We start from the raw sequence: 25,251 nt of genomic DNA, 5'->3' as shown, positions 1-25,251 counted from the left end.
CGCACCGCCTCGCCCGCGACCTCCTCGCGGGCGGCACCGCGATCCCCGGTGGCGACCGGCTCAGCCGGCCGGCCGGGCCGGTTCCACCCGTACCGCGCACACCTTGAACTCGGGCATCTTCGACACCGGGTCGAGCGCCGGGTTGGTCACGGTGTTGGCCCGGCCCTCGCCCGCCCAGTGGAACGGCATGAACACGGTGTCCGAGCGGATCGCGGAGGTGACGCGGGCCGGAGCGGTGGCCTGCCCGCGCCGTGAGGTCACCGTCACGGTGTCGCCCTCGCCCACCCCGATCCGGGCGGCGAGCAGGGGATGCACCTCGACGAAGGGGCCGGGCGCGGCCGTGTTGAGCTGCGGGATCCGCCGGGTCTGGGCACCCGACTGGTACTGGGCGAGCACCCGGCCCGTCGTGAGCACCACCGGATACTCGCCGTCGGTCTCCTCGTCGGGCCCGCGGTGGGTGACGTCCACGAACCGGGCGCGCCCGTCGGCCGTCCCGAACCGGTCGAGGAAGAGCCGGGGCGTGCCCGGATGCCTCTCGTCGGGGCAGGGCCAGAACACGCCGTCCTCGGCCTCGATCCTGCGGTAGCTGATGCCGGCGTAGTCCGCGGGGCCGCCGGCCGATGCCCGGCGCAGCTCGTCGAAGACCTCCTCCGGGTCGACCGGAAAGCCCCCGGTCGCCCCCTCGCAACCGAGCTTGTCCGCAAGGGAGTTGAGGATGTGCAGGTCGCTGCGTACGCCGTCCGGTGGGGTGACGGCGGCGCGGCGCAGCAGCACCCGGCCCTCCAGGTTGGTCATCGTGCCGCTCTCCTCCGCCCACTGCGTCACCGGCAGGACGACGTCGGCGAGTTCGGCGGTCTCCGAGAGCACCACGTCCGCGACGGCGAGGAAGTCCAACGCCCGCAGCCTGCCCTCGACATGGGCCGCGCGCGGAGCCGAGACGACCGGGTTCGACCCCATGACGAGCAGCCCCCGCACGTCGCCGCCGAGCGCGTCGAGGAGTTCGTACGCGCTGCGTCCGGGCCCGGGAAGCGAGGCGGCCGGCACGCCCCACACCCCGGCCACATGGGCGCGGGCCGCCGGGTCGGTGAGCTTGCGGTAGCCGGGCAACTGGTCGGCCTTCTGGCCGTGTTCGCGGCCGCCCTGCCCGTTGCCCTGCCCGGTGAGGCAGCCGTAACCGGACAGTGGCCGGCCCGCCCGGCCGGTCGCGAGGCAGAAGTTGATCCACGCGCCGACCGTGTCGGTGCCGGTGGCGTGCTGCTCGGCACCGCGCGCGGTGAGGACCATCCCGTCGGGTGCGTCGCAGAACATGGTGACGGCGGCGCGGAGTTGAGGCACCGGCACCCCGGTGATCTTCTCGACCAGCTCGGGCCAGTGCGCCATCACAGCCGTGCGCGCCGCCTCCCAGCCCGTGGTCCGCTCGGCGAGGAACTCCTCGTCGAGGCGGCCCTGGGCCACCACCAGGTGCAGCAGTCCGAGGGCGAGCGCGAGGTCGGTGCCGGGGCGCGGCGCGAGATGAAGGTCCGCCTGTTCGGCTGTTTTCGTCCTGCGCGGGTCGATGACGATCAACTTGCCGCCGTTCTCGCGCAGTTCCCGAAGGTAACGGACCGCCGGCGGCATGGTTTCGGCCAGGTTGGAGCCCGCGAGGATCACACAGCCGGTCCGCGCCACGTCCTCCAGCGGAAACGGCAGCCCCCGGTCGACCCCGAACGCCCGCTGGTGGGCGGCGGCCGCCGACGACATGCAGAACCGCCCGTTGTAGTCGATCTGCGACGTTCCGAGCACCACCCGGGCGAACTTCCCGAGTGCGTACGCCTTCTCATTGGTGAGCCCGCCGCCGCCGAACACCCCGACCGCGTCGGCGCCATGTTCGGCGCGGACCGAGCCGAGCCGCTCCGCGACGACGGCGAGGGCCTCGTCCCAGGTGGCCGGTGCGAGGGTGCCGGTGCCGGGCCTGCGGATCAGCGGCTCGGTCAGGCGCAGCCGGCGGGAGAGCAGCGCGGGCGCGGAACTGCCCTTGCCGCACAGCGCGCCCCGGTTGACGGGGAAATCGCGCGGGACTACTTCGAGGCCGCCCGGCGCGCCGTCCGCGGCCCGCAGCCCCATGCCGCACTGGAGCGAGCAGTACGGGCAGTGGGTGGCGGTCACGGGGGAGGGTGCGGCGGCGTCGGTGAGCATGCCTCCAGGCTGCACCCGGCATGTTACGACCGGCCCCGCCCGCCGGTTACGCGCCCGGTGCCGTGCCCTCATCGGGGGCGGGCGGCCGCGGTGAGGTGGCCGTGGCTGCATCGGGGCGAGCCCGGCTGCATTGGGGCGAGCTCGGTTGCATTGGGGCGAGCCCGGCTGCATTGGGGCGAGCCCGGTTGCATCGGGTCCGGTGCCATGCCATGGGGAGACCCCGACTTCATGGTGACCGGTGACGCGCGGGGACTCCGGACGGGAGCCTTCTCAGCCCGCCGACGTCAACGCCCGTGCCACCCCCGGTTCCTTGGGGCCGAGGAAGGTGGGGTCCGGTGTGAACACCGCGTCGAGGAGGGCCTTTCCCGCGGCGAACACCTCGCGGGTGCCGCCGTAGTACCAGGTCACGTCGTGCGCGGCGTCTACGCCCACACCGTAGGAGCGCACGCCCGCGGCCTCGCACAGCGCCACCGCGCGCCGGATGTGGAACCCCTGGCTGACCAGCACGGCCCGGTCCACCCCGAAGACCTTCTTCGCCCGCACACAGGAGTCCCAGGTGTCGAACCCGGCGAAGTCGGCGACCACGCTGGTGGCGGGTACGCCATGCCGTACGAGGTAGCCGCGCATCGCGTCGGGTTCGTCGTAGTCGGTGCGGCTGTTGTCGCCGGTGACGAGGACCGCCTTCACCTTGCCGTCCCGGTAGAGCCGCACCGCGGCGTCGAGGCGGCCGGCGAGATAGGGCGACGGCTCGCCCTTCCACAGCCCGGCCCCGAACACGACGGCGACGCCGGAGGCGGGCGCGTCGGCGACGGTGCCGATCCGGGTGGCCGTGCTCGCGTACAGCCACGTGGCCGGCGCGAGCACGATCACGCAGGCGGCCGCCACGGCCTGTACGAGGCGGCGCTGCCCCGTGCGGGTGCGCGGCAGACGCGGTCGCTTCAGCGGGATGCGCGGCACGGGGTCCCTCCGGGGGTGCGTCGGTGTCTGTCGGAAGGGACGCGGGGGGCGGCGTGGCGGTTCGCCGTACGGCGGGCTTCGTCCGGGGCGGGTGCGGGTCGGGTGCGAGTCGGGCGCGGGCCGTGGGTGGGTGTGGGTGGCTGTGCGCAGTTCCCCGCGCCCCTGAAACCCCCTGTACGTCTGCGGACCGTGCCCGCTCGCTCGCGCAGTTCCCCGCGCCCCTGAAACCCCCTGTACGTCTGCGGACCGTGCCCGCTCGCTCGCGCAGTTCCCCGCGCCCCTGAAACCCCCTGTACGTCTGCCAACCGTGCCCGCGTCTCGCGCAGTTCCCCGCGCCCCCAACCCCGCTTCCGGGTGCGGACCGTGCCCGCGTCTCGCGCAGTTCCCCGCGCCCCTGACTATGCGGTGCGGGCCTGCATGGGCCACCTCAGCCCGTTCTGCTGCGTTCCCCGCGCCCCTCAACTACGCGGCGCCGGCCCACACCGGCATGGTCAGCCCGTCCGGCGTTTGAGGACGAGCGGCCTCAGGGCGCGGACGGGGTGCAGGGGCGGAGCCTCCGCCCGGGTTTGCGGGGCGGGTTCCGTGAGCCCCACCAACGGCGGACGTGACCGCCCCGCAACGGCCCGGCAACACGCACCCGGCACGATCGGTGCATGACAGAACAGCGGCGGCGGCAGCAGCGCAGGACAGAAACCGGCCCCGGACAGCCCGCTCTCGTCGCCGTCGCGCACGGAAGTCGTGATCCCGGCGCGCTGCGGACGGTCACCGCGCTCCTGGAGCGGATACGCGCGCTGCGGCCGGAACTCGACGTCCGGCTCGGTCACATCGAGCTGGAGCGGCCCCTGCTGCCCGACACCCTCGCCGAACTGCGCGGGCAGGCCGTCCTCGTACCGTTGCTGCTCGGCCGCGGCCACCACGTCAAGCACGACATCCCGCACACCCTGGCCACCGCCGGCGCCCATCTGGACGCCCGCGTCGCGGCGCCGCTCGGGCCGCACCCGCTGCTCGTGGAGGCGCTGTACGGACGGCTCGTCGAAGCCGGGTGGCGGCCGGCCCCCCGTACCGCGCGGGCCACCGCGGTCGTGCTCGCCGCCGCCGGATCCCGCGACCCCGAATCGGCCGCCGCCACGCGTCACACGGCACGACTGCTCAGCGAGCGGCTCGGCGGGGTGCCGGTGGTGCCCGCCTACGCCTCCGCCGCATCGCCCACCGTGCCCGAGGCGCTGCACGCTCTCGCCGCGCGCGGCAGGCACCGCGTGGCGATCGCTTCGTACTTCACCGCCCCCGGGCGCTTCGCGGCGCAGAGTGCGGCCGGTGCACCGTGGCTGGCGTCCGCGCCCATGGGGGCGCATCCGGCCGTCGCCCGGCTCGTACTGCACCGCTACGAAGAGGCGTTGACGCGGCGGCCCTACCGTGGCGAGCCCCGCCCGGTACCGGAGCTCGCGACCCTCTGACCTCCCGCGAGATGTCGTGAACGCCGGCCCGAAGGGAGCCTCGACGTCCCCTTGAGCCCACTTGTCACTGACTCCGTTTACTGTCGGTGCATGGAGTTCTACGCCGAGGCCGACACAGAACGCTGGGCCGCCGAGCCCGACAAGCGGCCCGGCCGCACCGCCTTCCAGCGCGACCGCGCGCGCGTGCTGCACTCGGGGGCGCTGCGCCGACTGTCCGGCAAGACGCAGGTCGTCACGCCCGGCTCACGCAGTCAGGTGTGGGACGCGAGCCCGCGCACCCGGCTCACGCACTCCCTGGAATGCGCCCAGGTGGGCCGCGAGCTGGGCGCCGCGCTCGGCTGCGACCCCGACCTCGTCGAAGCGGCCTGCCTCGCCCACGACATGGGGCACCCGCCGTTCGGCCACAACGGCGAGCAGGCGCTCAACGAATTCGCCGAGGACATCGGCGGTTTCGAGGGCAACGCCCAGTCGCTGCGGCTGTTGACCCGGCTCGAACCGAAGCGTTTCGTCCGCTCGTCGGTGACCGGTGAGCCCGTCAGCGTCGGGCTCAACCTGACCCGCGCCACCCTGGACGCGGCGACCAAGTACCCCTGGGCGCGCGGCGGCCACCCCAGCGACCCGGCGTCGGTGAAGTTCGGGGTCTACGAGGACGACCTGCCGGTCTTCGCCTGGGTCAGGGAGGGCGCCGCGCCCTACCGCAAGTGCTTCGAGGCCCAGGTGATGGACTGGTCCGACGACGTGGCGTACTCGGTCCACGACTTCGAGGACGGCCTGCACGCCGGGCACATCGAGCCCCGTACGCTGCTGTCCGCGAGCGAGCGGAGCGAGGTGTGGCGCGTCGCCATCGGCCGGTACGTGCCCGGTGACACCGACCCCCAGGAGCTGGCCGACGCCCTGGACCGGCTCATGGAGCAGGAGTGGTGGCCGCACGGCTACGACGGCTCCGCGGTCTCCCAGGCCCGCCTCAAGGACGCCACGAGCCAGCTCATCGGCCGGTTCTGTCTGGCCGCCGAGAGCGCCACGCGATCCGCGCACGGCACCGGTTCCCTCACGCGGTACGGGGCGGAACTGGTCGTACCGCGTGCGGCCCGCAATGAGTGCGCCGTACTGAAAGCGGTGGCCGACCGCTATGTCATGCAGCGCGACGAGCAGGAGCGGCTCCGCGCCGACCAGCGCGTCGTGCTGGCCGAGCTCGCCGAGGCGCTGACCGTGCGGGCCCCGTCCGAGGGGCTCGACCCGCAGTTCCGGGCGTTGTACGAGGAGGCGCCTGACGACCGGGCACGCAAGCGGGTGATCGTCGATCAGATCGCCTCGCTCACCGACGCGGCAGCCCGCTCGCTCCACTCCAGACTCACCGTGCACCACCGGTCCTCAGGCCGGTAATCAGGCCGGGAATCCACGCCGACCGGCGTTCCCACGGAGCAAGCCCTCTTCCCCCATCACGCTCCGTGCGGGACGCTCGCAGATGGCGGCGCCGCGCAGCAAGCACCGAGGAGGCAACAAGTGGTCGACGCAGATCGGACATTCGTCATCGTGGGAGGCGGTCTCGCCGGGGCGAAAGCCGCCGAGACCCTCCGCACCGAGGGTTTCAGCGGGCGGGTGATCCTCATCGGCGACGAACGTGAGCACCCCTATGAACGGCCGCCCCTGTCCAAGGGGTTCCTGGCCGGCAAGGAGGAGCGCGACAGCGTCTTCGTGCACGAGCCCGCCTGGTACGCGCAGCGTGACATCGAGCTCCACCTGGGCCAGCCCGTCACCGCCATCGACCGTGAGGCCAAGACGGTCCGGCTCGGCGACGGCGCGCTCATCCAGTACGACCGGCTGCTGCTCGCCACCGGCGCCGAGCCGCGCCGCCTGGACATTCCCGGCACCGACCTGGCGGGCGTCCACCACCTGCGGCGCCTGGCCCACTCCGAGCGGCTGCGGCACGTCCTGAAGGCGCTCGGCCGCGACAACGGGCACCTGGTGATCTCGGGCGCCGGCTGGATCGGCCTGGAGGTCGCCGCGGCCGCGCGGAGCTACGGCGCGGAGGTCACCGTCGTCGAGCCGGCCCCGACCCCGCTGCACAACGTGGTGGGCCCCGAGCTCGGCCAGCTCTTCACCGACCTGCACGCCGAGCACGGCGTCCGCTTCCACTTCGGCGCGCAGCTCACCGAGATCGTGGGCCAGGACGGCATGGTCCTGGCCGCCCGCACCGACGACGGCGAGGAGCACCCGGCGCACGACGTGCTCGCCGCGATCGGCGCCGCCCCGCGCACCTCGCTCGCCGAGACGGCCGGCCTCGCCATGGTCGACCGGGCGCACGGCGGCGGCGTCGCCGTGGACGCCTCGCTGCGCACCTCCGACCCCGACATCTTCGCGGCCGGTGACGTGGCGGCCGTCCACCATCCGCTGCTCGACGTCCGGCTGCGCGTCGAGCACTGGGCCAACGCCCTCAACGGCGGCCCCGCCGCCGCCCGCGCCATGCTCGACCAGGACGTGTCGTACGACCGCATCCCCTACTTCTTCTCCGACCAGTACGACGTCGGCCTCGAATACTCGGGCTGGGCGCCGCCCGGCTCCTACGACCAGGTCGTGATCCGGGGCGACACGGGCAAGCGCGAGTTCATCGCGTTCTGGCTCAAGGACCGCCGCGTCCTGGCCGGGATGAACGTCAACGTGTGGGATGTCACAGAGACCATCCAGGCCCTGATCCGGGGCGGCGCCCAGGTGGACACCGAGGCGCTCGCCGATCCGTCGGTCGCGCTGGACTCCCTCGCACCGTGACTGTCGTAGCGTCCCCGTAGACTTCATGCGTGGCAGGCAGGATCAACGATGACGACGTGAAGGCGGTACGGGACGCGGTCCCGATCGACGCCGTCGTGTCCGAGTACCTCCAGCTGCGCAACGCCGGGGGAGGCAACCTCAAGGGCCTGTGCCCCTTTCACGACGAGAAGTCGCCGTCCTTCCAGGTCAGCCCGAGCAAGGGTCTCTTCCACTGCTTCGGCTGCCAGGAGGGCGGCGACACGATCGCCTTCGTCCGGAAGATCGACCACCTGTCGTTCTCCGAGGCGGTCGAGCGGCTCGCCGCCACCGCGGGCATCACCCTGCGCTACGAAGAGGGCGGCTACAACCCCTCCCACCAGCGCGGCGAGCGGATCCGTCTGGTCGAGGCCCACAAGGCGGCCGCCCAGTTCTACAGCGAGCAGCTCGGCAGCCCCGAGGCGGAGATCGGCCGGAAGTTCCTCGCGGAGCGCGGCTTCGACCAGGCGGCCGCCGCCCACTTCGGCGTCGGCTACAGCCCGGCCGGCTGGGACCATCTGACGCGTTTCCTGCGCGGCAAGGGCTTCAGCGACAAGGAGCTGCTCACCTCGGGCCTCGCCCAGGAGAGCCGCCGCAACCCCATCGACCGTTTCCGCGGCCGGCTGATGTGGCCGATCCGCGATGTGTCGGGCGAGGTCGTCGGCTTCGGCGCGCGCAAGCTGCGCGACGACGACAACGGCCCCAAGTACCTCAACACCCCCGAGACGCCGATCTACAAGAAGTCGCAGGTCCTGTACGGCATCGACCTGGCGAAGAAGGACATCGCCAAGTCGAGCCGCGCGGTGGTCGTCGAGGGGTACACCGACGTCATGGCCTGCCACTTGGCCGGCGTCACCACCGCGATCGCCACGTGCGGCACGGCGTTCGGCGGCGACCACATCAAGATCCTGCGGCGTCTGCTCATGGACAACGGTTCGGCGCGGGTCATCTTCACCTTCGACGGCGACGCGGCCGGCCAGAAGGCGGCCCTGCGGGCCTTCGAGGACGACCAGAAGTTCGCCGCCGAAACGTACATCGCGATCGCGCCGGACAACATGGACCCGTGCGACCTGCGCCTGGCCAAGGGCGATGAGGCCGTCGCCGAGCTGGTCCAACCCCGCACCCCGCTCTTCGAGTTCGCGATCCGCCAGATCGTGGCGCGCTACGACCTGGAGACCCCGGCCGGCCGGGCGGCCGCCCTCGACGAGGCGGCGCCCATCGTCGCCCGCATCAAGAACGTGGCGTCCCAGCACGAGGTGGCCGTCCAACTCGCCGGGATCCTCGGCATCCTGGACACCCAGTTCGTGGTGAAGCGTGTTGCCCAGCTCGCCCGCTGGGCCCGCGACCGCGGCGGCAAGGGCCCCGCGCCCGCCCCGGGCCGCGGCCGGCCGTACGAGAACGCGGCGCCCCGCCCGTCCGGCGCCTCCGGACCCGCCCTGAACCTGCGCAGCCCCGCCCACCGCACCGAACGCGAGCTCCTCAAGCTGGCGTTGCAACACCCGCACCTGGTCACCCCGGCGTTCGACGCGTACGGCATCGACGAGTTCACCGCCCCGCCCTACGCCGCGGTCCGCCAGTGCATCCAGGAAGCGGGCGGCGCCACCGACGCGCCCTCCGACTATCTGCCGGCCGTCATGGACTGCGCGCCCAACGACGTGGTGCGGGCCCTGGTCACCGAGCTCGCCGTGGAGGCCGTCCACGCCCGCACCGTCGACGAGGCGTACGCGGGCGAGCAGCTCGTCGCGGTCCGCCGCCGGGCCGTGGACCGCCGCCTGCTGGACATCCAGGGCACCCTGGCCCGCCTCGGCCAGCACGGCGACCCGGCCCAACTGGCCGCCGTGCAGAACGAGTTGTGGGTCCTTCAGCAGTACGGCCAGGCCCTGCGCAACAAGGGTGCGGCAGCGCTCTAGGCCCCGTCGGTGCGGCCCCCGCCGGATCCTTCCGGGTAACCACCCGCTCACGCACGGCTTCAAAAAGTCACCGCACGCCCGTCGCGGCGATGCTGTGTCGTACCCCACACTGGATGGCGGTGCCTGAGTCCTCGGAGCGCGGCCGGCCCACCCCCGCAGGTGGGCACCACACCCCCGCGGTTCCGCTCAACGATGTGTACGGGACGGAAAGCGGCCCGGCCGCCCCCGTCCCGCTGCCGCACGCCCCCGATCCGGCAGCGATCACCCTGGAGGTCGCCCCCGTGCAGACCCAGACCCTGACCGACCACGACGTCGTCACGGCAGCCGTACCGCCGCAGCAGCGGGCCGTGCACCGCCCCGATGCGGAACCGTCCGGTTCGGACGCGGGGCCCGCGTCCGAACCGCCCGAGGAGGAGGCCCCCGAACCCCCCGACCCGCGGTCGGCCCGCGCCGACACCGGCGGCCCCTCCTCCGACCTGTTCCGCCAGTACCTGCGCGAGATCGGACGCATCCCGCTGCTCACCGCCGTCGAGGAGGTCGAGCTCGCCCGGCGTGTGGAGGCCGGCCTGTTCGCCGAGGAGAAACTGAACACCACGCCCGACCTCGACTCCCAACTCGCCGTCGACCTGGACAAGTTGGTCGTCATGGGCCGCATGGCCAAACGCCGGCTCATCGAGGCGAACCTGCGGCTCGTGGTGTCCGTGGCCAAGCGGTACGTGGGGCGCGGCCTGACCATGCTCGACCTCGTCCAGGAGGGAAACCTCGGCCTGATCAGGGCAGTCGAGAAGTTCGACTACGCGCGCGGCTACAAGTTCTCGACATACGCGACCTGGTGGATCCGCCAGGCCATGTCACGGGCGCTCGCCGACCAGGCCCGCACCATCCGCGTCCCCGTCCACGTCGTCGAACTCATCAACCGCGTGGTGCGCGTCCAGCGCCGCATGCTCCAGGAACGCGGCTACGAGCCGACCGCCGAGGAGGTCGCCGCCCACCTCGACCTCACCCCCGAACGGGTCGGCGAGGTGCTGCGCCTGGCGCAGGAACCGGTGTCGCTGCACGCGCCGGTGGGGGAGGAGGACGATGTGGCGCTCGGCGACCTCATCGAGGACGGCGACGCCGCCTCCCCCGTCGAATCCGCCGCGTTCCTGCTGCTTCGCCAGCACCTGGAGGCCGTGCTCTCCACGCTCGGCGAACGCGAACGCAAAGTGGTGCAGCTGCGGTACGGGCTCGCGGACGGACGGCCGCGCACCCTGGAGGAGATAGGCCGGATCTTCGGCGTGACCCGCGAACGGATCCGGCAGATCGAGTCGAAAACACTGAACAAGCTCCGCGACCACGCCTTCGCGGACCAGCTGCGCGGCTACCTGGACTGACCCGGACGGGACACGGAAAGGGGCCGGCACGCACCGCGCACCGGCCCCCGACTTCCGTACGGATCGGTCGACTCCCGTACAGGTCGACTCCCGTACGGATCAGTCGACTTCGGCGACCGCCTGCGCGAACTGCGCCGCGTACAGGCGGGCGTACGCGCCGTCCGCCGCCAACAGCTCGTCGTGCGTGCCCTGTTCGACGATCGAGCCGTTCTCCATGACCAGGATCACGTCCGCGTCCCGGATCGTGGAGAGCCGGTGCGCGATGACGAACGACGTACGCCCGTGGGCGAGCCGCGCCATCGCCTTCTGGATCAGCACCTCGGTGCGGGTGTCGACCGAGCTCGTCGCCTCGTCGAGGACGAGGATCACCGGGTCGGACAGGAACGCCCGCGCGATGGTGATGAGCTGCTTCTCGCCCGCGCTGACGCCGGTGCCCTCGTCGTCGATGACGGTGTCATAGCCTTCGGGGAGCGTGCGGATGAAACGGTCCGCGTGGGCCGCCTTCGCCGCCTCCTCGATCTCCTCGCGGGTGACCTCCTTGGGCGCGCCGTACGCGATGTTGTCCGCGATGGAGCCGCCGAAGAGCCACGTGTCCTGGAGCACCATGCCGATGCCGGCCCGCAGCTCCTCGCGCGTCATCCGCGCCGCGTCCACGCCGTCCAGGGTGATCCGGCCGCCGGTGACCTCGTAGAACCGCATGAGCAGGTTGACCAGGGTCGTCTTGCCGGCGCCCGTCGGGCCGACGATGGCGACCGTGTGGCCGGGCTCCACCGTCAGCGACAGGTCCTCGATGAGCGGCTTCTCCGGCTCGTACCGGAACGACACGTTCTCCAGTGCGACCGCACCGCGCAGCACCTCGGGGCGCTCGGGCGTCGCGGTGTCCGGGTCCTGCTCCTCGGCGTCGAGCAGCTCGAAGATCCGCTCGGCGGACGCGACACCGGACTGCACCAGGTTGGCCATGGAGGCGACCTGGGTCAGCGGCATCGAGAACTGCCGCGAGTACTGGATGAACGCCTGCACATCACCGATGGACAGCGAGCCCGTCGCGACCCGCAGACCGCCGACGACCGCCACCAGGACGTAGTTCAGGTTGGACACGAACATCATCAGCGGCTGCATGACACCGCTGTTGAACTGCGCCTTGAACGACGCCTCGTACAGCGCGTCGTTCTGCTCGGCGAACGCGTTCGCCGACTCCTGCTGCCGTCCGAAGACCTTCACCAGGGCGTGCCCGGTGTACATCTCCTCGATGTGCGCGTTCAGCTTGCCCGTGGACTTCCACTGCTGGACGAACTGGGGCTGCGAACGCTTGCCGACCTTCGTCGCCACGACGATGGAGAGCGGCACCGTGACCAGCGCCACGAGCGCGAGCAGCGGCGAGATCCAGAACATCATCACCAGGACGCCGACGATGGTGAGCAGCGAGTTGATGAGCTGACCCATCGTCTGCTGCATCGTCTGCGAGATGTTGTCGATGTCGTTGGTGGCGCGGCTGAGGACCTCACCGCGCTTGGCCTTGTCGAAGTAGGACAGGGGCAGCCGCGACAGCTTGGTCTGGATGTCCTCGCGCATCCGGAACACGGTCTTGTTGATGGCGCGGTTGGAGAGCCGCGTCGCCACCAGCATGAGCAGACCGGCGCCCACGTACACGGCGAGCGCCGCGAGCAGCATGTGGCCGACGCCGCCGAAGTCGATGCCGTGGCCCGGCGTGAAGTCCACACCGGAGAGCATGTCGGCGAGGCCGCCCTGGCCCTTGTGGCGCAGGTTGTCCAGGGACTGCGCCTTGGTGACGCCCTCGGGGACCTGGCGCCCGACGACGCCGGCGAAGACCAGGTCGGTGGCCTTGCCGAGGATCTTGGGGCCGACCACCGAGAGGCCGACGCTGCACACGACCGCGACGAGCATCACGCTCAGCGTGGCCTTCTCCGGGGCGAGCCGCTTGACCAGTCGCTTTCCGGAGTCCTTGAAGTTCATCGATCGCTGATCCGGGCCGCCGCCCATCATCATGCGTCCACCGGCCCCGCTCATGCCGCCTCAGCCTCCGTCAGCTGGGAGAGCACGATCTCCCGGTACGTCTCGTTGCCGTCCATCAGTTCGTGATGGCGGCCGGTCCCGACGACGCGTCCCTCGTCGAGGACGATGATGCGGTCGGCTTCCCGGATGGTGGAGACCCGCTGGGCGACGATCACGACTGTCGCGTCGGCGGTCTCGCGGGCGAGCGCGGAGCGCAGCGCCGCGTCGGTGGCGTAGTCGAGCGCCGAGAAGGAGTCGTCGAAGAGGTAGATCTCCGGGCGCTGCACCAGGGTCCGCGCGATGGCGAGCCGCTGGCGCTGACCGCCCGACACGTTGGTGCCGCCCTGCGCGATGGGCGCGTCCAGGCCGCCCTCCAGCTTGCTGACGAACTCCTTGGCCTGCGCCACCTCCAGGGCGTGCCACAGCTCGTCGTCGCTCGCGTCGGGGTTGCCGTAGCGCAGGTTGGTGGCGACGGTCCCGGAGAACAGGTACGGCTTCTGCGGGACCAGCGAGACGGTCTTGGCGAGCAGCACCGGGTCGAGGGTGCGTACGTCCTCGCCGTCGACCAGGACCTGGCCGTCCGTCGCGTCCATCAGCCGCGGCACCAGGCCGAGCAGTGTGGACTTGCCGCTGCCGGTCGAGCCGATGATCGCGGTGATCTCGCCGGGCCGGGCCACGAGCTCCACGTCGCGCAGGACGGACGCCTCGGCGCCGGGGTACGTGAACTCGACGTCCCGCACCTCCAGATGGCCGTGGCGGCGCAGTTCGAGGACGGGGCTCTTGGGCGGCACCACACTGGTGTCGGTCCCGAGAACCTCCTCGATGCGCTCGGCACACACCTCGGCGCGCGGCACCATCATGAACATGAAGGTGGCCATCATGACGGCCATCACGATCTGCATGAGGTACGCGAGGAACGCGGTGAGCTGGCCGATCTGCATGTCACCGCTGTCGATGCGGTGCGCGCCGAACCAGACGACGGCGACCGACGAGACGTTCACGACGGTCATGACGGTCGGGAACATGAGCGCCATCAGGCGGCCGGTGGCGAGCGAGACGTCGGTGAGCTCGGTGTTGGCGCCCTTGAAGCGCTCCTGCTCGTACGCGTCGCGTACGAAGGCCCGGATGACGCGGTTGCCGGTGATCTGCTCGCGCAGCACCCGGTTCACGGTGTCCAGGCGGGTCTGCATGGTGCGGAACAAGGGGCGCATTCTGCGCACGATCAGGGAGACCGCGATGCCGAGGACGGGGACGACGGCGAGCAGCACCGCGGAGAGCGGTACGTCCTGGCCGAGCGCCATGATGATGCCGCCGACGCACATGATCGGCGCGGACACCATGAGGGTGAACGCCATCAGGACCAGCATCTGGACCTGCTGGACGTCATTGGTGGTGCGGGTGATCAGGGACGGCGCCCCGAAGTGTCCGACCTCGCGGGCGGAGAACGACTGCACCCGCGCGAAGACCGCGGCCCGGACGTCCCGTCCGAGGGCCGCCGCGGTCCTGGCGCCGTAGAAGACGGCGCCGATGTTGCAGAACACCTGGACGAGACTGATGGCGATCATGATGGCGCCGTGTCCGAGGATGTAACCCGTGTCCCCGTTCACGACACCGTCGTCGATGATGTTCGCGTTCAGGGTGGGCAGATAAAGGGTGGCGCTGGTCTGCAGCAGCTGCAGCAGCACCAGCAAACTGATCGGTCTCTTGTACGGCCCTAGATGGGTCCGCAGGAGTCGTATGAGCACGCGCAGGCTCTCCGGGTCGGCAAGATCGGGGGTTCGACCCCCCATCTTGCGACACTCCACCCCTGGAAGCTCAAGCGATTATCGACCCCGAGTCAAAAGGAATAGCAAAGTGCGTACGCCGGGTCCGCGTCAAGCACCCTGGCCGAAGGCACCGGGATGGATCTCGTCACGCGTCGCGATGTACTGCTGACGTACCGCCTGCCCCACGGCGAGCTCCTCGCCGGGCTCGAAGACCTGCGCGGACGCCCCCTGCCAGGCCGGCGGGGTGTGCGCGGCGAGCGCGCCGCGGGCGACCCCGAGCGCCCAGGCGGCCTGCCGGGCCGCGCCGAGCGCCGCGTACTCGGCGGGCTGCGGCACGACGACCTGCGTGCCGAAGAGGGCGGGCGCCACCGCCTGGACGGCGGGCAGTTCGGCGGCGGCGCCGAGCAGGAACACCCGCCGCACCTCGACGCCGCGCCCGCGCAGCACGTCCAGGGCGTCGGCGAGGGAGCAGAGCATCCCCTCGAAGGCGGCCCGCGCCAGGTGCTCCGGCTTCATCGACTCGCGCCGAAGCCCTGTCAGCGTGCCCGCCGCGTGCGGCAGCTGAGGCGTCCGCTCGCCTTCGAGGTAGGGCAGCAGGACGAGGCCGCTGGCGCCGGGCGTGGAGGTGAGGGCGAGGTCGCTGAGCGCGGCCAGGTCGTCGACGCCGAGCATCTGCGCCGTTCCGCGCAGGGCACGGACGGCATTGCTCGTATGCACGACCGGCAGATGCATTCCGGTCGCGTCGGCGAACGACGTAATCATCCCGCTCGGGTCGGCCAGCGCCTCGTGATGTACGGCCATCACCGAACCCGATGCGCCGAGCGAGACCACCGCGTCGCCCACGCCGACTCCGAGCCCGAACGCGGCCGCCATCGTCTCGCCCGTACCGGCCGAGATCAGCAGGCCCTCGGGGGTGGTGCCGGCCGCGTCGGAGGGTCCGAGCACCTCGGGCAGCGCCACCTGGTGGCCGAGCGCGAGCTCGACGAGATCGGGGCGGTAGAAACCGGTGGCGGCCGACCAGTACCCGGTGCCGGAGGCGGCGCCGCGGTCCGTGGTGCGCCGGGCGGGCCGGCCGAGCAGCTGCCACACCAGCCAGTCGTGGGCCTGGAGCACGCCGGCGGTGCGCTTGGCGGCGTCCGGCTCGTCCCGCGCGAGCCAGCGCAGCTTGGCCACGGCCTGCGCCGCCTGCGGTACGCAGCCGACGGCCTGCGCCCACGCCTCCCGGCCGCCGAGCCCGTCCACGAGATCGGCGGCGGCGACCTGGGCCCGCTTGTCGTTCCCGGTCAACGCGGGCCGTACGAGATTGCCCTGACCGTCCAACGGCAGGAGCCCGTGCTGCTGGGCCGCGACACCGATGGCCTGGACCCCTTCGAGGAGCCCGCCGGCCGCGGCCTCGCCGAGCGACAGCAGCCATGCCTGCGGATCGACTTCGGTGGCCTTTGGTTCGACCGGATGAGGGGCGTACCCCTGGCGCAGCACGGCGCCCGTGTCCGTGTCGCAGACGACGATGCGCGTGAAGGCGGACGAGCTGTCAAGACCGGCGACTATCCCCATGCCCCCGATTCTGCCGCACGGGCGGGGCCGGGGGGACGGCAGTGGCGTGGACAACGCTGTCGCCCCGGTCGGACCGGCCACCGCGGGTCCGGGGCAGTGGCGCGAACAACGCTGCCGCCCCGGTCCGCCCGGCCGTCCAACGTGGGCCCACCCCGGCCCGGCCGGGGTCAGGTGTTGCTGGTGCCCCAGTCGTCCTCGGCGCCCTGCCCGCGCTGACGCAGCGAACGAACCCGGCCCGAGACGGAGGCGGGCACCTTGTCCCCGACCTTCTCGCTCACCGCGTGGAACGCCTTGCCCGCCACCTCGCGCGAGGTCTGCGCGGCCGACTCGGCGGTGTTCCGCACGGCGGGGTTCTGCGCCACCTGACGTGCGGACTTCTTCAACTGCTCGTAGCGCTCGCGGCCGGCCTTGGTGCCGAGCACGTATCCGAGGGCCAGTCCGGCGACGAACGTGAGCCGGTATCGCATGGCGGTCACCCTTCCCTAGCGTGTGTGCCGCGCCTACCCGCGCGGCCCCGTGATCACCCGGGGCGGAACCGATTGGCGGAGCACCCCCCTGCTTGCGCTAATGTATGTGTCGCAGCGAACGCACGCCGCCCGGGATCACCCCAGGTGGGTACGTTCGACGCAACGAGACATTCCCCTGTAGCTCAATTGGCAGAGCAGCCGACTGTTAATCGGCAGGTTACTGGTTCGAGTCCAGTCGGGGGAGCTCGGTCTCCTGTAGCTCAATTGGCAGAGCAGCCGACTGTTAATCGGCAGGTTACTGGTTCGAGTCCAGTCGGGAGAGCAGCGGAATCGGACCCTTCGGGGTCCTTTTTCGTATCCGGTGGAACCGCCGGGATCCCCACGAAGTCCTCATGGGCGTGCGAAGCCGACCATCCGAGGCAGGAGATCGTATGAGCGGCTATGCTGCGGCAGACGGCACGCACACATGTGCGCGACACACCGTAAGGGGCGGTAGCTCAGCCGGTTAGAGCAGCGGACTCATAATCCGTCGGCCGTGGGTTCGAGTCCCACCCGCCCCACCAGCGGTTCCTTATGCAGAAACGTTCTGACCAGCGCCTTAGCCGGTCAGGAGGCGGTCCGGAAGGATCGTGGCGCCCACCCTGATCATGCAATCACGCGTGTTGGGACAATGTTGGGATCCAGGTCACGCGGCGGGACAAAAACCCTCGTCCGGCTCATCGCCCTCGGGGTCCACAACTGTCTCTGGCGCCTCATCATGCTTCTCTGGCGGCTTCGGCTTCTCTTGCCGGGCACCGTCCTTCCTTGAGCGCGGTACGACCGCGCTCGTGGACTCCGCCTCGGCGGTCAGGAGCTGCGGTAGGACGCTCGTGTAGGTGTCCGAAGTGATCTGGCGGGAGCTGTGCCCCAGTCGCTCCTGGACCACCTTGATGTCCGCCTTACCGAGCAGCGCCAGCGTCGCCGACAGATGCCGGGTGTCGTGCAGCCGGATCGGAGGAAGCCCAGAGAGTTCGACGAGCCGGTTGAAGCGCCGGCTGATCCAGTCGGGGTGGAGTGGTTCGCCGTTCTCCTGGGTCCAGACCCGATTGCTTTCAACCCATGCCTTCTCCCCGGACCACTGTTGACGTTCCTGTTCCTGGGTCTCTCGCCATGCAGCCCATAGCTCGCGTGTCAGAGCGTTGAGCGTGACCGTGCGGACGCTGTCCTGCTTCGGAGCCTCGTCATACACCCGGTAGGCGATCTCGACATTCTGTGCGGAGATGCGAAACCGGGAGCCGGCCAGGCTGACCTCGGTCCAAGGCAGCGCGCACATCTCGCCGCGCCGAGGGCCTCGGAAGATGAAACCGTGCCACATGCCGCACAGCCTGTCGTCGGCGATGAAGTCCAAGAACTCGCCGGTCTGCTCCGGGGTCCAGACCATGACAGGACTGGGCTTTGTGCCTGTGCGCTTCCACTCTGCGACCCGTTCCGGCGTCCAGACGAGAGCTTTGGGCCGCTTGATCGGTGGCAACTCGACCATGCGGGCCCAGTTGGTTGTGTAGTCGCCGCGCTTGATGCCGGTGCCCAGGAACGAGCTGAGGGTGGCGTTGATGCGGTGCAACGTGGCCGCGCTGGTGATCTTCCGCTTGCCCCTGCGGCCCTCGTGCAGGGCGGCGTTGGCGTCGAGGTAGACGCGGCGTGCAGCTCGGCGCGCCGCCATCTTCCCAGCGGCGCGGACCCATGCCGTATGGGCGGCGTCGCGAGCTTCCTGCAACTCGACTATGCGGGCGTGGTGGATCAGCCGCTCGGCGTTCTCCCGCTCAATCGCGTCGTACATGGCTTCGACATGTCGCAGCTTGAGGTCGCGCCGTTTGATGTGTCCCAGGTGAGGTTCGAGGTACAGCCGGACGTGCTCCTCGTACCCGTGGGAGGTGGTGCGGGCCAGGCTCCACTTCCTCTTGAGCCAGGCATCCAGGTCTTCCTTCACAGTGGCGTTGCTGAGCACGTCCGTGCCCTTGACGGCGTCGTGGTAGACCTCGGACGCCTTGGTTTTCGCTGCGTCCTTCCTAGGAAAGCCGCCGCGGCGCACGCGCTGTCGCTCACCCCCTGGCCCGCTTCGAGCTCGAAGTAGAAGTACCAGCGGCCATGGCCCTTCAGCTTGAGCTTGGGGCAGCGAGCTCCGAGTAGGCGGCGCTTAGCGGTGCCGTCGTCGTTGAGCACCGGGACGCCGTTATCTCCGATCACGACCTACCGGCGTGCGCACTGCCGGTAGTAGCTGGGGTTGAACACGAATATCCCCTTCGTGGCCTTCGGTTGTGGAACTTGTGTGCCGGTCCTTGTCGAACCGATGCTCCATCTTGCCCCAACACTCCAGTGTTGGCGTATCCTTAAGGCACGTTGGCGCGGGGGAGAACGCGACAACGGGATGACTATGAACGAAGTATCTGTAGCTACTGACTCCAGGGCCGCAGCGATGACCTTGGAAGAGCTCCTGGCTCTGCCGCCGACGGTGAACGTGTCGACGGCGGCGCGGGCCCTGGGCATTGGCGTGCACAAGGCTTACGACTTGATCAGGACGGGGTCTTTTCCTGTGCGGCCGCTCACGTTGGGAGGCACGGTCAAGATTCCTACCGCCGCACTGTGGCGGGTGTTGGAGGTGGCTCCTCCCGCATCGTGACTGGTGAGCTCCTGGGGGATCTGGCTGGACGGGGCGTAGCCGGATGATGGTCGCGTCTTAGGATCGGGCAGGCTACGGAGCACCTGAGAGAGAACGGACGGGACCGCATGCCACGGCTCTACGGGTTCGACGACCAGTCGCGTCGTCGGCTGCGTGACGATGAAGTCGGCCCGCTTCGGGAGATGGTGAGCCGGGCGCTCGCGGATCAGTCCAACGCGGATGTCGCCACCTGGGCAAACGAACAGGGGTATCGGGGCACTCTGGGCGGAGAGTGGAAGGACGCGTCCGTCGGACGGCTGTTCCGCAATCCCGCGATCGCCGGGCTGATGCACGACGAGAACGGGGAGCTGGTTGATGCGGGGCATCCCGGCGCCATCATTCCGGAAGAGTTCGTTGCCCTGGCCGAGCGCGAGCAGGGCCGTAAGTCGGCCGATGCTGTCCCGGCCTACGACTACATGCTGAACGAGGGTGCCTGCGAGTGTGGGGGGTGCAAGCAGCACCTGAGTGGCGCGCGGACCAACGCCGGCTCCCCGGGGTATCGGTGCCGCCCCAAGGACAAGCTAGGGCGCGGGGGCTGCGGGGAGGTCCGTATTGATGCCGAGCTTCTTGAGAACCACGTGGGTGAGTACGTCATGGCGGAACTCCTGAAGCCCGGCGTGCGAGCGCAGATCCTGGCGGCTAAGGCGGCGGTCGCGCGGCAGGTCGAGGAGCTGAAGGCGACGATCGCGGGCCTGGAGCAGCGGCAGAAGGAGTCGGCGAAGCTCTACGGCAACCGTCAGATCAGCAAGACGGCGTTCGTGACGGCTGACGCAGAGATCGTGACGAACCTCAAGGAAGCCCGCGGGAGGCTCCGGTACGCGGAGCAGATGGCCAGCTTCTCCCTGGGCAGCGCCAAGGATTTGGTCAGGTGGTGGAACAGGGCTCCGCAGGCATCAAAGCGGGCTCTCGTGCTGCTGCTCCTGGAGAGGATTCAGGTGTTTCCCGCCAGTGCCCGCGGTGTCCGTACCGTCGAGCCCGGGCGGGTCGTGCTGCACTGGCGGCAGATGGGCGCCCCCTCAAACGGCGCTTGAGGTCACTGCCTTGCGGTAGGCGATCCGTCGGCCGACCATCGCCATCGTGAGGCCGGTGATGAGGGCAACGACGGCCAAGGCCGCCAGGAGCGGCGAGATGATCTCCTCGGCCTTGAGCGGCCACGGGTGTCGCAGGTAGTGCGTCACTAGTGCTCTGACCGCATTGGTTCGCCGGGTTGGCCTTGTAACGGTTGGATGTGACGCCACGTCCGGTCGGCACGGGGAAGCGAGATGGCGGAGCCGGTCAGGGTCCATACGTTGACTGAGCAGGAGGGGCAGAGGCTGCAGTGGATCGTGCGGCGGGGCAGTACAAGCACGGTGCGCTTCCGCAGGGCGATGATGCTGCTGGCCTCGGCGGGCGGGAACAGCGTCCCGGTAATCGCGCGGCTCGTCCAGGCGGACGAGGACACCGTCCGCGACGTGATCCACCGCTTCAACGAGTCCGGGCTGGCCTGCCTAGACCCTCGGTGGGCGGGAGGCCGTCCCCGCCTGCTCAGCACTGACGACGAGGACTTCGTCGTGCAGACGGCCACCACCCGCCCGACCAAGCTCGGCCAGCCGTTCACCCGCTGGTCGATCCGCAAGCTCGCAGAGCACCTGCGGCGCAACCTCGCCCGTCCGATACGCATCGGCCGTGAGGCCCTGCGCTTGCTGCTGTCTCGCCGCGGGGTCACGTTCCAGCGCACCAAGACGTGGAAGGAGTCCACCGACCCGAACTTCGACGCCAAACTGGACCGGATCGAATACGCGCTCCACGAGCGCCCGGACCGGACCTTCGCCTTCGACGAGTTCGGGCCGCTGGGCACCCGGCCGACGGCCGGGGCCTGCTGGGCCGAACAGGGGAAGCCGGACCGGCTCCCGGCGACCTACCACCGCACCCACGGCACCCGCTACTTCCATGGCTGCTACTCGGTCGGCGACGACACCCTCGGGGGCATCAACCGGCGCCGCAAGGGCATCAGCCCGACCTGGGCCGCGCTCAAGAGCATTCGCGCGGCCCGCCCGGACGGCGCCCCCATCTACGTGATCCTGGACAACCTGTCCGCCCACAAGAACTGGCGCATCAGGCGGTGGGCGGCGAGGAACAAGGTCGAGCTGTGCTTCACACCGACGAACGCGTCCTGGGCCAACCCGATCGAGGCGCACTTCGGGCCGCTTCGGCAGTTCACCTTGGCCAACTCGAATCACCCCAACCACATCGTCCAGACAAGGGAGTTGCATCGCTACCTGCGCTGGCGCAACCAGAACGCACGGCATCCCGACGTCCTGGCCGCCCAGCGCCGCGAACGCGCCCCGCGTCCGCAGCGAAAAAGGCATCCGCTGGGGCGGCCGCCCTCTCAACCCGGTGGCCTGACCGCCCGTCACCAGATCAGATGTCGCCGTGGACCAGGGCATGCAGATGCTCGTCGTGCCATCCGTCTTCGTGCAGCAGGGCGCTGCGCATCGTGCCCTCGACGGAGAAGCCGGCCTTCTCCGCTACTCGGCACGACGCCGAGTTGGCCACCGCATGGCACAGCCGGAGCCGGTGCAGACCAAGGTCGTCGAACGCCCACCGGCTGACGCGCTTCGTGGCCTCGACCATGGCGCCGCGGCCACGTCCTGCGGGCAGGAGCCAGTACAGGATTTCGGCGCTGCCGCCCTGGAGGTCGATGTCACCCCAGCCGATCAAGCCCACGGCCTGACCACCATCGGGCTGGGCGATGGCCCACAGCGCGCTCTGCTCGTTCTGCCAACGCTCGTGCATGCGCTCGATTCGCTCGCGTGCTTCCGCCTGCGACGTCACGAAGAGTCGGTTCCACTGGCGAATGCCCGGTTCCTGAGCGGCGGCTACCAAAGCGTCGGCGTCGCTGACACGCCAGGCACGCAGCTCCAGACCACTGGGGAGAGCGAGCACAGGCTGTTCCATCTTGGCCATGTGGCCTGCGGGAACGACGGGCGGTATGGGTGAGGTGATCATCGCGGCATCCTGCCACAGCCCTACACCGCACAGAACCCGAGATCCGGTACCCGACCTCAACCCGGCGAACCAATGCGGTCACGGCACTAGCGGACTACACCCGAGAGTTGGACTCCGCGAATATCGCTAACGCCGCCTTTCAGAGAAACCTGATCAAACTGGCAGGGCTCGGGTTCGGTGACCTGGCTTCGCAGTTGGCCGCGCAGAACGATGAGGCTGCCCAACAGCTTGCCGTCCAGGCGGTGGCCGACCGTGGCAAAGCATCCCGGGCCAACGAGCAAGCGAAGGTATCGGGCGCACAGCTCACGGCGGAAGAGATGAGCACCGTCGTCCAGATCGTCGCCGCCGTCACCTCCGACAAGGTCGGCATCCACAAGGCCGCAGAGATCACCGGGTTGGGCGAAGACGAGATTATTCGGGTCCTCGCGAAGGCCGGTAAGCAGATCCGGGAAGCTCTCGGCGGTCGCGGCACGAAACTCCTGACTGACCTCTCCCGAGCCCAGCAGGGCTTGTCGCACGAGCGAGGAGGCATCCTCACACCAGGCCTATACGCGACCAGCGGAGGCATTGTGCGCTTCGCCGAGCCCAGTACAGGGGGTGAGGCGTTTATCCCGCTCGGGGCCGCGCAGCGGCGCTCGGCCACGGATGTGCTCACCGACGTGGCAGGGCGCTTCGGCTATCAACTCACAGCAGCAGGCGTGGCCGGCCCGGTGCACCTCACCAACGCCCAGCCAGCACAAGGGGTGCGGGTCGTTGTCGTTCAGTCACCTGCTGCGCTCATTGGCACCCAGACCACAACGTCGATCGTCCTGGTGCCACTGAGCAGCAGATCGCCGAAGCGATCGGTTATCAGGTGCGCCGCGCTCAGCGGGGCGGGGTGCGTCGCTGATGCCTGTTCCGCTCTCTGACTTCCAGCACGACCTCGGTGGCCTTGTGATCGGAGCCGGTACGGCGATTTCGATCGCCAACATCGAGGGGCTGGGCCGGGCGCCGGTGCGAACCGGCGACGTGGATCCGCCGCACGCGGACGGGATTTGGCTGGGCGCGGACTACTACAGCGGCCGCACCATCCGGATCGATGCGGCGATCAAAACGCCGGGCGACCCCGCGGCCGCACTGGACATCCTTGCCGCGCTGGAGCGGCTCCACGACGACCCGGCGCTGCGGCTGACAGGGGGCGCGGCCACCGCGCTACGCCTCAAACTTCCCGGTCGCGACATTCGAGTGGTGTTCGGGCGCTTGCGCAAAGCCGATGCTGATCTTGAGCGTTTGGTACACGGTTGGCTGCCGATCGACATCGAATTCCTGACGGCGGACCCCCTCTTCTACGCCGACCACCAAGAGCAACTGGTGATGCCGCTCAGGACGATCGTCGGCGGCGGGTTCACCGCACCTGTCGTCGCGCCCATTGTCGTCACCCCGGCCCCAGGCGGTGCCGCGCGACCGGGCTGGATGACCGTCGAGGGCACGGCCCCCACCTGGCCTGTCCTGCGGATCGACGGGCCGTGCGCCAACCCCGTCATCACGCACGCCGAGAGCGGTCATGCGCTACGCCTGGACGCCGCCATCGGCCGCGACGAGTGGGTGGAGATCGACACACGGCCCACCTGGCGCTCCGTGCTCCGCAGGGACGGCGGCAGCGTGCCCCTGACCGGCGGCCGCCTCGACGCCTTCAGCCTGCCGCCCGGGCGGAGCGAGATCCGCTGGCAGGCCACCGACCCGTCCAACTCCGCCCGGTTGACCGTCACCTGGCGGCCGGCCTGGTCCACTCTCTGAGGAGCAGCATCATGACCCTTACCTCAGCCCCTCTGCTCACCACTGGAGCCACCCACAGCGCCCAGTCGTTCCGGATGATGATCCGGGACCTGGCGCGTGGCGGCGAGGGTGTCACCCAGGGAAGCGACCTCAAGGTCAGCCCCCTGGCCGTCCCTGCGGGCGGAGTACAGGTCGGTGACGGTTCCGCCATCATCCAGGGCCGCGCCTCGCCCTGGCAGGGCCACTATTCCGCCTACAACATCGGCAGCGCGACGGTGCAAATCGCGCCCACGGGAGCCAACGCCCGCAACGACTTGATCGTCTTGCGCGTCCTCGACCCGCAGTACGAGGGCAGCCGCGACCCGGCCAAGGACCCGGTGGTGTACTTCGACGTCATCTCCGGTGTGCCGCCGATCTACGCGTCCGTCCCAGCCGGATACTCGGCGATTCCGCTCGCGCTGATCAACCTCCCGGCCAACACCGGCACGGTGACGGCCGCCATGATCCGGGACATGCGCCAGATCGCCAACCCGCGCTTGGCCAGCCGGATCTACACTGCCAGCCCAAGCGCGGACCAGGACTGGCCGGGCAACCGGGCGGGAGAGTGGGTGGCCTGGCCACCCGCAGCCCGCTGGGACATCCAAGTCCCGCCGTGGGCCGTCACTCTGCGCGTGGAGCTGACCATCGCAGGCGTACAGGTGATGAAGGGGAGCGTGTGGGGCGGTAGTGCGGCCAAGGTTGGCTCCCTGCAAGCCCAGTCGGTGTGGTTCGAGACCGGCAGCGCGTCCCGGATCCACCTGATCAGCGCGGACACCATGGCCGTGCCAGCGGCGATGCGGGGCACGACCCAATCCCTTCAGGCGCTGATCTCCCTTGACCAGAACAACGCCGGCGTCCTCCAGGCCGACGTCGCCACCACGGCCATCGCACGCGTCGAATTCGAAGAGGGCATCTACTGATGCCCGACTACAGCTACCGCTACTTCGTCCAGCACCTGCTGACCGGCCAGATCCTCGACGTCGATCTGCCGCTGTCCGACGTGGAGTTCGGGCTCGAACTGAACGGTCCCGGCTCCCTCACAGCCAAGCTGTCGCCCCGCTTCGCCCGCTCCCTGCCCGAGGCGGTGGACGAAGGCACCACCGCGCTGTACGTCGAGCACGGTGGCGTTCTGCGCTGGGGCGGCATCCTGTGGCAGGCCACCCCCCAGGAACGTACCCTCTCCCTGGAGGCCGCCGGCTGGTCCTCCTACCTCCAGCACCGCCACGACATCCACGGCGAGCTCGACGGGCGCGGCCCCTACGTGAATGCCGACCCCTGCAAAGTCATTCGCGACATCTGGGCCTACGCCCAGTCGCTCCCGGAT

Annotated in this window: 18 protein-coding genes, 3 tRNA genes and 1 pseudogene; 13 read left to right on the top strand and 9 right to left on the bottom strand. The window is 70.1% G+C overall.

Features of this window, described 5'->3' with window-relative positions; translation table 11 throughout:
• Window positions 1–60 precede the first annotated feature (60 nt).
• Window positions 61–2,175, bottom strand: coding sequence for a molybdopterin oxidoreductase family protein (locus AB0D31_RS05395; protein ID WP_362717270.1), 2,115 nt, complete (start codon window positions 2,173–2,175; stop codon window positions 61–63).
• 270 nt (window positions 2,176–2,445) lie between these two features.
• Window positions 2,446–3,132 carry an ElyC/SanA/YdcF family protein gene (locus tag AB0D31_RS05390; RefSeq protein ID WP_362717267.1) on the bottom strand — a complete coding sequence of 229 codons (687 nt, stop codon included), beginning with the start codon at window positions 3,130–3,132 and terminating at the stop codon, window positions 2,446–2,448.
• Window positions 3,133–3,785: 653 nt separating this feature from the next.
• Here AB0D31_RS05390 and AB0D31_RS05385 point away from each other — a divergent pair.
• From AB0D31_RS05385 to AB0D31_RS05365, 5 genes are all read left to right on the top strand, one after another.
• Window positions 3,786–4,586 carry a sirohydrochlorin chelatase gene (locus tag AB0D31_RS05385; RefSeq protein ID WP_362717264.1) on the top strand — a complete coding sequence of 267 codons (801 nt, stop codon included), beginning with the start codon at window positions 3,786–3,788 and terminating at the stop codon, window positions 4,584–4,586.
• Window positions 4,587–4,676: 90 nt separating this feature from the next.
• Window positions 4,677–5,969 (top strand): deoxyguanosinetriphosphate triphosphohydrolase, encoded by a 1,293-nt coding sequence (locus tag AB0D31_RS05380; RefSeq protein ID WP_362717261.1) that lies wholly within the window; start codon window positions 4,677–4,679, stop codon window positions 5,967–5,969.
• A 120-nt stretch (window positions 5,970–6,089) separates the two neighbouring features.
• Window positions 6,090–7,352: an FAD-dependent oxidoreductase gene (locus AB0D31_RS05375; RefSeq protein ID WP_362717259.1), complete on the top strand. Its 1,263-nt coding sequence runs from the start codon at window positions 6,090–6,092 to the stop codon at window positions 7,350–7,352.
• Window positions 7,353–7,381: 29 nt separating this feature from the next.
• Window positions 7,382–9,277, top strand: a complete 1,896-nt coding sequence (gene dnaG / locus AB0D31_RS05370) for a DNA primase (protein WP_362717256.1) — start codon at window positions 7,382–7,384, stop codon at window positions 9,275–9,277.
• A gap of 119 nt (window positions 9,278–9,396) precedes the next feature.
• A complete protein-coding gene (locus AB0D31_RS05365; RefSeq protein WP_362717468.1) occupies window positions 9,397–10,650 on the top strand; it encodes an RNA polymerase sigma factor in 1,254 nt (417 codons plus the stop codon).
• 99 nt (window positions 10,651–10,749) lie between these two features.
• On the opposite strand, the gene AB0D31_RS05360 is transcribed toward AB0D31_RS05365, so the two are convergent.
• From AB0D31_RS05360 to AB0D31_RS05345, 4 genes are all read right to left on the bottom strand, one after another.
• Window positions 10,750–12,678 (bottom strand): ABC transporter ATP-binding protein, encoded by a 1,929-nt coding sequence (locus tag AB0D31_RS05360; protein ID WP_362717254.1) that lies wholly within the window; start codon window positions 12,676–12,678, stop codon window positions 10,750–10,752.
• Window positions 12,675–14,408 carry an ABC transporter ATP-binding protein gene (locus AB0D31_RS05355; protein WP_362717465.1) on the bottom strand — a complete coding sequence of 578 codons (1,734 nt, stop codon included), beginning with the start codon at window positions 14,406–14,408 and terminating at the stop codon, window positions 12,675–12,677. The genes AB0D31_RS05360 and AB0D31_RS05355 overlap by 4 nt, the downstream gene beginning before the upstream one ends.
• A 129-nt stretch (window positions 14,409–14,537) precedes the next feature.
• Window positions 14,538–15,983, bottom strand: coding sequence for an FGGY family carbohydrate kinase (locus tag AB0D31_RS05350; protein ID WP_362717251.1), 1,446 nt, complete (start codon window positions 15,981–15,983; stop codon window positions 14,538–14,540).
• Window positions 15,984–16,150: 167 nt separating this feature from the next.
• Entirely contained in the window at window positions 16,151–16,450 is a 300-nt protein-coding gene (locus tag AB0D31_RS05345) for a YtxH domain-containing protein (RefSeq protein WP_362717463.1), read from the bottom strand.
• Between the two features lie 171 nt (window positions 16,451–16,621).
• On the opposite strand from AB0D31_RS05345, the gene AB0D31_RS05340 reads away from it, so the two are divergent.
• The 3 genes from AB0D31_RS05340 to AB0D31_RS05330 all read left to right on the top strand — a co-directional run bounded on the left by AB0D31_RS05340 (window position 16,622) and on the right by AB0D31_RS05330 (window position 17,013).
• Window positions 16,622–16,694: transfer RNA gene (locus AB0D31_RS05340), tRNA-Asn, on the top strand.
• A gap of 5 nt (window positions 16,695–16,699) precedes the next feature.
• A tRNA-Asn gene (locus tag AB0D31_RS05335) sits at window positions 16,700–16,772 on the top strand.
• Between the two features lie 164 nt (window positions 16,773–16,936).
• Window positions 16,937–17,013, top strand: a tRNA-Ile gene (locus AB0D31_RS05330).
• Window positions 17,014–17,135: 122 nt separating this feature from the next.
• Here the strand turns inward: AB0D31_RS05330 and AB0D31_RS05325 are convergent.
• On the bottom strand, window positions 17,136–18,518 hold the full coding sequence (locus AB0D31_RS05325) for a tyrosine-type recombinase/integrase (protein WP_362717249.1): 1,383 nt from the start codon (window positions 18,516–18,518) through the stop codon (window positions 17,136–17,138).
• A gap of 695 nt (window positions 18,519–19,213) precedes the next feature.
• On the opposite strand from AB0D31_RS05325, the gene AB0D31_RS05320 reads away from it, so the two are divergent.
• Complete coding sequence (locus tag AB0D31_RS05320; RefSeq protein ID WP_362717246.1) at window positions 19,214–20,176, top strand: recombinase family protein; 963 nt, start codon at window positions 19,214–19,216, stop codon at window positions 20,174–20,176.
• Here AB0D31_RS05320 and AB0D31_RS05315 read toward each other — a convergent pair.
• The gene (locus AB0D31_RS05315; RefSeq protein WP_362717243.1) at window positions 20,162–20,323 is read right to left on the bottom strand and encodes a hypothetical protein; all 162 of its coding nucleotides are present in this window, start codon (window positions 20,321–20,323) and stop codon (window positions 20,162–20,164) included. The genes AB0D31_RS05320 and AB0D31_RS05315 overlap by 15 nt on opposite strands.
• An 84-nt stretch (window positions 20,324–20,407) precedes the next feature.
• Between AB0D31_RS05315 and AB0D31_RS05310 the strand changes: the two are divergent.
• Window positions 20,408–21,530: pseudogene (locus AB0D31_RS05310) on the top strand (IS630 family transposase).
• 15 nt (window positions 21,531–21,545) lie between these two features.
• On the opposite strand, the gene AB0D31_RS05305 reads toward AB0D31_RS05310, so the two are convergent.
• Window positions 21,546–22,082: a GNAT family N-acetyltransferase gene (locus AB0D31_RS05305; RefSeq protein ID WP_362717460.1), complete on the bottom strand. Its 537-nt coding sequence runs from the start codon at window positions 22,080–22,082 to the stop codon at window positions 21,546–21,548.
• A gap of 158 nt (window positions 22,083–22,240) precedes the next feature.
• On the opposite strand from AB0D31_RS05305, the gene AB0D31_RS05300 reads away from it, so the two are divergent.
• From AB0D31_RS05300 to AB0D31_RS05290, 3 genes are read left to right on the top strand one after another with little or no spacing between them, the layout of a single operon-like run.
• Window positions 22,241–23,041 (top strand): hypothetical protein, encoded by an 801-nt coding sequence (locus tag AB0D31_RS05300; protein WP_362717240.1) that lies wholly within the window; start codon window positions 22,241–22,243, stop codon window positions 23,039–23,041.
• The gene (locus tag AB0D31_RS05295; RefSeq protein ID WP_362717238.1) at window positions 23,022–23,909 is read left to right on the top strand and encodes a hypothetical protein; all 888 of its coding nucleotides are present in this window, start codon (window positions 23,022–23,024) and stop codon (window positions 23,907–23,909) included. The genes AB0D31_RS05300 and AB0D31_RS05295 overlap by 20 nt, the downstream gene beginning before the upstream one ends.
• A gap of 11 nt (window positions 23,910–23,920) precedes the next feature.
• Complete coding sequence (locus tag AB0D31_RS05290; protein ID WP_362717235.1) at window positions 23,921–24,847, top strand: hypothetical protein; 927 nt, start codon at window positions 23,921–23,923, stop codon at window positions 24,845–24,847.
• Window positions 24,848–25,251: the final 404 nt, after the last annotated feature.

It is taken from the genome of Streptomyces sp. NPDC048361, from assembly GCF_040651795.1.
Taxonomy (GTDB): Bacteria; Actinomycetota; Actinomycetes; order Streptomycetales; family Streptomycetaceae; genus Streptomyces.
The sequence above is the reverse complement of the archived record's forward strand: the minus strand, read 5'-3'. Positions and strand labels throughout refer to the sequence as shown.